This is a genomic window from Paraburkholderia sp. CNPSo 3274 (genome assembly GCF_024206475.1).
GTDB lineage: Bacteria > Pseudomonadota > Gammaproteobacteria > Burkholderiales > Burkholderiaceae > Paraburkholderia.
Genome location: NZ_JAMBPR010000071.1, coordinates 38,654 through 46,181, shown reverse-complemented (window position 1 = coordinate 46,181; position 7,528 = coordinate 38,654). Strand labels below are relative to the sequence as shown.

Below are 7,528 nucleotides of genomic sequence, written 5' to 3'. Positions count from 1 at the left end.
CCAAGCCGCCCGCAGACCATCATGCCTGGACGTGCCTGCCCAATCGCGTATCCCGATTGTTTCTTGCCCTCGCTTCGCTTCCCGCACTCGACACGCACAACCGGCGCCGCACCGATTCAATCCCCATAGCCACCGACAGCGGAGCGGCTTAGCTCAACGAATTTTTAGCGGAGCGGAAACGGCTTGTTCGCCGTGTCCCTAGTCAATTCATTGCGCCGCTTCCGCTCCGCTAAAAATCCTCTGGATTATGCGAGCCGGGATGGTGAGGCGATTGGAGTGGTCGATCCATTACTGGTGAGCCGGGCGCTGTAGGCGACCTTGCTGATTCATGGATCTGCGCACTTCCCCCAGATCAATGCCTCAGGGTGGCGTTCGAGATAATCGGCCAGGGCGTTCAGGCTGGCCAGCGTACGCCGCAACTCGGCCAACGCCTGATGAGCGTCGCTCTGCATCGGAGGCGGCGTCAAGCTCCGCGCTCAAGTCGCGTACTGCGCCACCCCATTCCCAAACGACCAGTTCTCCCGCGCGACGTCCACGAGATTCACAAACACATCCTCGCGCCTCACCCCCGGATCTCGCGCGAGGTTTTCGGCAATCTGCGCGAACAGCGCCTTCTTCTGATCCTGCCCGCGCGTGTTGCTCACGGCGATCTGAATCATGACCAGATCGTCGCTGCGCTCGATCCCGAGGTAATGCCGGCCGAACACGAAGTTATCGGCATCGTACTCGGTGATGAGCATGAAGATGTCGTCTTCCGGCGCCTTGAACACGTCCATCAGCGCTTGATGAATGCCCTGCGTGAGCGCCTTGCGATACGTGGCGGGCTTGCCTGCGCGAACAGCGATACGAGTGAATGGCATGTCGATCTCCTTCTTCGGTGGGGTTTGACATGACATCAGCTTAGGCGCGATATATCATAACTAACAGGCATAGATAAATATTTCATCCATTTTCATCTGAAATGAAACCACTGGATCTCGACGCCGTGCGCGCCTTCGTGCTCGTCGCCGAACTGCGCAGCTTCACGCGCGCCGCCGACGCCCTCGACACCACGCAATCGGCCGTGAGCCTCAAGCTCAAGCGCCTCGAAGCGCATCTGGGCAAGCAATTGCTCGAACGCACGCCGCGCGTCGTGCGGCTTTCGGCGGACGGCCTCACGTTCCTCGCCGCAGCGCGCGACCTCCTCGGCGCACATGAACGCGCGCTCGGGGCGCTTTCAGGCGACGAGCGGCGGCTCGCGCTCGGCCTGAGCGAGCATGTTGCGGACGCAAACCTGGCCCGTCAGCTCGCCCAGCTTCGCGTTCACGATCCGGGGCTCGTGATCGAGCTGCATCTGGGGCTCTCGGCGCATCTGCTCGCGCAGTTCGACGAGCGGCGGCTCGATGCCGTCATCGTGCGTCAGGAGGCAGAGGAGGCGCCACGCGGCGATGCTCGCCGGCTCTTCGCGGAGCCGCTCGTCTGGCTCGCCGCGCCGCAATGGCAGTGGCAGCCCGGCACGGCGCTGCCGCTCGCGCTGCTCGCCGCGCCATGCGCGGTGCGGGCAGCGGCGGTTCGCGCGCTCGACGCCGCAGGCGTGGCGTGGACCGAAGTGTTCGTGGGCGGCGGTGTCGCCGCGGTGGGTGCGGCGCTAGCCGCAGGTCTCGCGGTCTCGCCGCTGGCGCGCCGGGTCGCGCCGCGCGAACTTATCGACGTCGGCGCGCGGCTCGGTTTGCCCGCGCTGCCGGTTTCGCAGGTCCTGCTTCACTCGCGGGTACGCGAGCCTCGAACCGCGGCAACACTGCAATTGCTCGCGTCGGGGCTCGGCACAGGCTAGATGGCGCTCAACTCAGGATAGGCGGCAGCGCGTGAGGCGCGGGAATCGCGCGCTCGATGTGCGGCGGCGGCGCGTCCACCACGAGCTTGTGGCGTGGCGCGGGCCGCACTGCGGCGGGCTTCGGCGCGGGACGCTTTTGCGTGACGGCTTTGGGCACGGGAGCCGAATGATGTGCGCGTGCCGCCGCGTGGACCTCGCCGGGCGTGTGCCGTCGCGCCGCGGCGTGGCCCTTTGCGTGCGACGGCTTGCCGGCCTTCGCAACATGGCGCGGGGCGCTCGCATGAGTGGAACCCGTCGCGTGCGTATGGCGTGCGGTCGTGTGCGACGCCGTACCGCCGTACCCGCCACGCGCGTTGGACGCCTGCCCGCCGTGCGATTGTTGCGCGGCAGCCGCTCCCTGCCCCGTCTTCCCCTGGCCGAATGCCCACACCGGCGCGGTAAAAATCATTGCCGTGACCATCAATACGCGTGCCCGCACCCCGTCTCCCCCAAATGCCGTCAAATGTCCGGCGAGGATTATACCGAGTCAAAACTTGCAATAATCCATATATGGACTAATATCTACTAAAAGTTCAATTCAGGACTCGACCACCATGCCATCTGCCACTGCTGCCGTCACTCCGTCGCGACGTCCCCGCGCCGAGCCATCGCTCACTGAAATGTCGGCGGCGGGGCTCAGGGCGTTCTTCAACATTGCGCGCGACTGGGACCTGAGCGCCGAAGAGCAGATTATTCTGCTCGGCTCGCCGGGCCGATCCACGTTCTTCAAGTGGAAGCAGTCCCCGCAAACCGCCCGGCTCGGCCGCGACACACTTGAACGCCTTTCGCTGCTGCTCGGCATCTACAAGGCGCTGCAGATTCTCCTGCCCCAACCCACCTCCGCCGACACCTGGATCAAGCGCCCCAACAGCGCGCCGCCCTTTGGCGGACGGCGCGCGCTCGACCGCATGCTGGCCGGCAACGTCAGCGACCTCGTGGCGGTGCGCCAGTATCTCGACGCCATGCGAGGCGGCTGGGCGTGACGCAAACGAACTGGCAAGACCGCTGGCGCAGCGCGCAGCTCACCTGGTCACCCGCGTTCAGGGTGATTCCCACCCGGTTTCCCGCCGTGAACCTGTTCGACCGCGTGGCTTCCGCGGACGACTTCGAGGCGCTCTACGCGCTCGAAGCGCTCACCAACGACCGCCTGCGCACCGAAACCGGCGACCTCGACCTCGTGCCGCGCGAGGAGCGCCGCTTCGGCCCCGGCTACGGGCCGATCATGGCGGCCTTCACGCACCTGAATCCGCAGGGCAGCCGTTTTTCCGACGGCACCTACGGCGTGTTCTACTGCGCGCGCTCGCGCGCCACCGCCGTGGCGGAAACGCGCTATCACTCGGGGCTTTTTCTCGCCGCCACGAACGAGCCGCCCATCCGCCAGCAAATGCGGCTCTATACGGTGATCGCGCATGGCGAGGTGATCGATCTGCGCGACGACCCCGCGCTCGACCCGGGCGTGCTCTCGCCCGACGACTACACGCCCGGCCAGGCGCTAGGCCGCGCCGCCCGCGAAGCGCGTGCGCCAGGCATTGCGTATCCGTCGGTGCGCGACGAGGACGGCGAATGTCTCGCCGCCCTCAGCACGACGCTACTGCGCGCGTGCCATCACGCGGCGTATCTGGAATACAACTGGAATGGGCACACCGTCGACATGGTGTTCGAGTTGAACCGCATCGTATAGCCCGAGCGGCCAGCGAGAGACCGGCAGGCGCCAGGCCTCAGGGCAGCACGATCGCGGCCGCGCCATGCGCGAGCGCTTCGACCTGCGAGACCGACCAGATGCGCGACGTGAGCGCCTCGACCATGGTGAGGCGTCCTTCGGTGATGAACGCTCCGGTGTCGATGAACACCTGCGAGCCAATCTGCCGCACTTCACGCACCGGCGTGTGCCCGCAGAACGTGAGCGAGAGTGCACGGCGCGCCGGGTCGCCCGTGCCGAGCACGAGATCGCGGCCCCAAAGCATGCGTTCGCGCACGTCGGAATTGAACTGGCCGCTGTCGAGTGCGGCGTCGTCGCCGAAAAATTCCGCGTGGATGATGTTGAAGCGCTTTTCGCCCTCGCCCACCACGCGCGCCAGCGGCAATTGGCGCAGCCGTTGCGCGTATTGCACGAGTTCGGCGTCGGGCACGCTCTGCGCCCAGCCGCCGCCGATGCCATACCAGCGATTGCGCGGCATCCGCCCTTCGGCCACGGCGCACAGCGCGTCTTCGTGATTGCCGAGCACGGCGTAGAACCATGGTTTGTCGAGCAGCGCGAGCGCTTGTTCGCACTGCTCGCGTTCGCCCCGGTCAACGAGATCGCCCACCGAAAACAGCCGGTCACGCGCGGTGTCGAACTCGACTTCGCGCAAAAGATAGCGCAACGCCTCCACACAACCATGCAAATCGCCTACTACGAAGTCGCGACCTGCAAGATTGGCGGCATGGTGCTGCACGAGAGCGTCGGGTGTATGCGTCATCACTTCATCATAGCGCTGTGTGAGTGGGCCATATGAGCGCCAAATATCGTACCGAATGCGATTGCGACAGGCGCGTCACCAAGCAGGCTACATGCAAGCGGCGTGCCTGCGCCCACAGCATACGCGTTTGCGGTTGCCAGCGCCGCCGTGAGCGCGGCGCAAAGTCCCGGCGTTACTGGGGCTGGGCACGCAGCGCCGCCACCTCGCCGGCCGTGAGGGTGGCCTGCGGATCGCCGAACTGCGTCGTCAAGTAGTTGGAAATGGCCGCCACCTGTTCGTTGCTCAATTCATCGCCGAATGCCGGCATCAGCACGTCACTGTCCTTCGTTTGACGCCTCACACCGTGCAGGATCACCATCGCGAGGTTGTTCGGGCTCGGCGCGCCCGCGACGCTGTTATGAATGAGCGACGGATACGCGCCCGGCGCGCTTGCCCCCACGCCCTCACCGGTCCAGTGGTGACAGCTCGCGCAGTTCGCCACGAAAAGCTGCAGGCCGTTCACGGTCGAGATCGTCGTGCCGCGCAGCGCGGTGATGTCGTCCACAGCGGGCTTGCCCCAGGCATCGCGCGGCCGCGTCACGCCGCCCGAAACCGGCGGCAGCGCACGCAGGTACGCGACGATCGAGCGCAGGTCCTCATGCGTCAGGTATTGCGTCGAGTGCTGGACCACGTCGGCCATCGGGCCTGCTGCGCTGGCGTGGCCCGCGGCAATGCCGGTGGAAAGGTAGGCGATCAGCGCGTCGTCGCTCCAGTTGCCAATGCCGCTCGTGCGGTCGGGCGTGATGTTGTAGGCCTGCCAGCCCGCTTGCGTCGCGCCTGAGAAGCGCCCGGTCGTCTTGAGGCCCTGCATGAAGTTGCGCGGCGTGTGGCATTCCTCGCAATGCGCGAGGCCTTCGACGAGATAGGCGCCGCGGTTGTGTTCGGCGCTTTGCTTCGGGTCCGGCACGAAGCGGCCTTCGTTGAAGTTGAAGAGATTCCACAAGATCATCAGCCAGCGCTGGTTGAACGGAAAGTGCAACGCGTTCGCGGGCGGCGTGTAATGCACCGGCGCAACCGTATTCAGATACGCGCGGATCGCGAGCATGTCCTGCTCGGTCATGCGCGTGAATTCGACGTAAGGAAATGCGGGATACAGCCGCTCGCCGCCTCGGCCGATGCCTTCGTGCAGCGCGCGCACGAAGTCGGTATCGGTCCATTGGCCGATGCCGGTATCGGGGTCCGGCGTGATGTTCGGCGTGTAGATTTTTCCAAACGGTGTGCTGATGGGCAGGCCGCCCGCAAATGGTCTGCCTGGGTCGGCGGTATGGCACGCGGCGCAGTCGCCTACGCGCGTGAGATAGGCACCGCGCTTGATGAGGTCCGGCTTGTCCGCATCCGCATTGGGCGTCGACGTGTCGTCGCCGCGCGCCGTAGACATCGGCAGTTCGTCGACGGGACGCGTTTGCGATTCGTGCGAGGCGTGCCACGCGATACCGAGCGCGAAGGCGCAGAAAAGCGCGGCCGCGATGGCGGCGCGCGCGCGTCTCTCTCGCTCGTGATTTGCGGTGGCCGCGGGGGAGGACTTCGCTGTTTTCATCGTCTGGCTCTTATCAAAGCTCGTGGCGCAGCTTGTCGGCCAGCTTCAGCGACAGCGCGGCGATCGTCAGCGTACAGTTCACCGAGGCGGCCGAGGGCATCACCGCGCTGCTGGCGACGAACAAATTTGCATGATCGTGCGTGCGGCAATCGGCATCGACGACCGAATCGGCGGCGTTCGCGCCCATGATCGTCGTGCCCATGATGTGATTGTTCGGCGCGAAGGTGTCGTCGAACTCGATGTCCGTGCCGCCAAAAAGCTGCGCGATCTGCGCATAGAGTTCATGCGTGTTCGCCGCGCTCTTCTTCACGTAGTCGTTGATCGAGTAATAGATCTCGGGCTGGGGAATGCCGAGTCCGTCCTTGTGCTCGCCCGAGGGCAGCACGCGGTTCTGCGGCTCGGGCAAGTGCTCGTGAAAGCTGTTGATGTTGAGCGTACGCGACGTGCGCTCGCGGATCTCCCGGTCCAGCTCCGCGCCGGTCAAGCCGTTCTTGATGAGTGCTGCCGCGACGGCCATGGTGGGCACCGCGTTCGAGAGATGCAGTTTCTTCGACGCATACCCGGAGCGGAACGCGCCGTCGCGGAAGTTTACGACCGAGGTCATTTCCATGGGCCCGCGCCCCGGCCATAGCGGTTCGTTGGCCATGAACGTGACGCCCGTGCCCGGATGATCCATGAGGTTGCGACCCACCTGGTCGGAGCTGTTGCCAATGCCGTGGGCAAACGCATCGCTCTTCGACATCAGCATGAGCTTGGGCGTCTCGATGCCGTTCGCGGCGAGCACGAAGAGCTTGCCGGTCACGCGCGTGCTTCTGCCGCTCGGGTCCTTGTAGTGGACCGCGGTAATGAGTCCCTTGTTGTCGGCCTCGATGCGATAGACCACGGCCTGGGGCACGAGCTTCGCGCCCGCGCGCTCGGCCTTGTCCGCGTGAACCACGCCGTTGTACATCGCACCGATCGGGCAGATCGGCATGCAGTTGTTGTTGCCGCAGCAGGTGGGACGCGCATCGAACGGGCGGCTATTGCGCGCGACCGGCTCGGGCACCACGTGAAAGCCATTCGCATTCAGCACTTGTGAGAAGCGCTGATCCATCCAGGAAAGCGGCAGCATGCTCATTGGATACGGCTTGGAGCGCGGCGAGCCGAGATCGAACGTAGCGTCCGGTCCAGACACGCCCAGCTCCAATTCCGCGAGCTGATACCACGGCTCCAGCGTCTCGTAGGGAAAGGGCCAGTCGCGTCCCACGCCGTACTGCGTTTTCAAACGAAAGTCCGCAGGCAGCAAACGCCACGCGGCGGCGGCCCAGTGCCACGTGGTTCCGCCCACGAGACGCAAATATTGTGAGTTGTACGGATAATCGCCCTTCTGCACGAGATACTCATTGGGCGGGGCGTATTCGGGATGCGGCGCGTAAGTCACGGACGGATACGGCGTGGCGAAATCGGCCTTGGCGGGCGAGTTGCGGAAGTTCTCCACGATCTGCCAGCGCGCGAGGCGCGGCCCCGCTTCGAGCAGCACCACGGAAGCGCCGGCCTGGGCGAGCTGGTGCGCCACCAGACCGCCCGCCACGCCGGAACCGACGACGACCACGTCGGCGGAATGTCCTGTCGCCATTGTCGACCTCATCCTTTGGCTTTCGT

Annotated in this window: 8 protein-coding genes; 3 read left to right on the top strand and 5 right to left on the bottom strand. The window is 65.3% G+C overall.

Going from position 1 to position 7,528, the window contains the following annotated elements:
• Nucleotides 1–476: 476 nt before the first annotated feature.
• The gene (locus M3I54_RS34760) at nucleotides 477–860 is read right to left on the bottom strand and encodes a tautomerase family protein (RefSeq protein WP_254343991.1); all 384 of its coding nucleotides are present in this window, start codon (nucleotides 858–860) and stop codon (nucleotides 477–479) included.
• 101 nt (nucleotides 861–961) lie between these two features.
• Here M3I54_RS34760 and M3I54_RS34755 point away from each other — a divergent pair, with 101 nt between their 5' ends.
• Nucleotides 962–1,813 (top strand): LysR substrate-binding domain-containing protein, encoded by an 852-nt coding sequence (locus M3I54_RS34755; RefSeq protein WP_254343989.1) that lies wholly within the window; start codon nucleotides 962–964, stop codon nucleotides 1,811–1,813.
• A gap of 7 nt (nucleotides 1,814–1,820) precedes the next feature.
• On the opposite strand, the gene M3I54_RS34750 is transcribed toward M3I54_RS34755, so the two are convergent.
• Complete coding sequence (locus M3I54_RS34750) at nucleotides 1,821–2,291, bottom strand: hypothetical protein (protein ID WP_254343987.1); 471 nt, start codon at nucleotides 2,289–2,291, stop codon at nucleotides 1,821–1,823.
• Between the two features lie 115 nt (nucleotides 2,292–2,406).
• Between M3I54_RS34750 and M3I54_RS34745 the strand changes: the two genes are divergently transcribed.
• Both M3I54_RS34745 and M3I54_RS34740 read left to right on the top strand, forming a co-directional pair.
• Nucleotides 2,407–2,835, top strand: coding sequence for an MbcA/ParS/Xre antitoxin family protein (locus tag M3I54_RS34745; protein ID WP_254343986.1), 429 nt, complete (start codon nucleotides 2,407–2,409; stop codon nucleotides 2,833–2,835).
• On the top strand, nucleotides 2,832–3,533 hold the full coding sequence (locus tag M3I54_RS34740) for an RES family NAD+ phosphorylase (protein WP_254343984.1): 702 nt from the start codon (nucleotides 2,832–2,834) through the stop codon (nucleotides 3,531–3,533). The genes M3I54_RS34745 and M3I54_RS34740 overlap by 4 nt, the downstream gene beginning before the upstream one ends.
• 37 nt (nucleotides 3,534–3,570) lie before the next feature.
• On the opposite strand, the gene M3I54_RS34735 is transcribed toward M3I54_RS34740, so the two are convergent.
• From M3I54_RS34735 to M3I54_RS34725, 3 genes are all read right to left on the bottom strand, one after another.
• Nucleotides 3,571–4,311: a metallophosphoesterase gene (locus M3I54_RS34735; RefSeq protein WP_254343982.1), complete on the bottom strand. Its 741-nt coding sequence runs from the start codon at nucleotides 4,309–4,311 to the stop codon at nucleotides 3,571–3,573.
• A 172-nt stretch (nucleotides 4,312–4,483) separates the two neighbouring features.
• The gene (locus M3I54_RS34730; RefSeq protein WP_254343980.1) at nucleotides 4,484–5,887 is read right to left on the bottom strand and encodes a cytochrome c; all 1,404 of its coding nucleotides are present in this window, start codon (nucleotides 5,885–5,887) and stop codon (nucleotides 4,484–4,486) included.
• Nucleotides 5,888–5,900: 13 nt separating this feature from the next.
• The gene (locus tag M3I54_RS34725; RefSeq protein ID WP_254343978.1) at nucleotides 5,901–7,502 is read right to left on the bottom strand and encodes a GMC family oxidoreductase; all 1,602 of its coding nucleotides are present in this window, start codon (nucleotides 7,500–7,502) and stop codon (nucleotides 5,901–5,903) included.
• Nucleotides 7,503–7,528: the final 26 nt, after the last annotated feature.

Bases quoted from the DNA above. Each gene is read 5' to 3' on its own strand.
- M3I54_RS34760 (WP_254343991.1), bottom strand. From the start codon at position 860: ATGCCATTCACTCGTATCGCTGTTCGCGCAGGCAAGCCCGCCACGTAT.
- M3I54_RS34755 (WP_254343989.1), top strand. From the start codon at position 962: ATGAAACCACTGGATCTCGACGCCGTGCGCGCCTTCGTGCTCGTCGCC.
- M3I54_RS34745 (WP_254343986.1), top strand. From the start codon at position 2,407: ATGCCATCTGCCACTGCTGCCGTCACTCCGTCGCGACGTCCCCGCGCC.
- M3I54_RS34735 (WP_254343982.1), bottom strand. From the start codon at position 4,311: ATGACGCATACACCCGACGCTCTCGTGCAGCACCATGCCGCCAATCTT.
- M3I54_RS34730 (WP_254343980.1), bottom strand. From the start codon at position 5,887: ATGAAAACAGCGAAGTCCTCCCCCGCGGCCACCGCAAATCACGAGCGA.
- M3I54_RS34725 (WP_254343978.1), bottom strand. From the start codon at position 7,502: ATGGCGACAGGACATTCCGCCGACGTGGTCGTCGTCGGTTCCGGCGTG.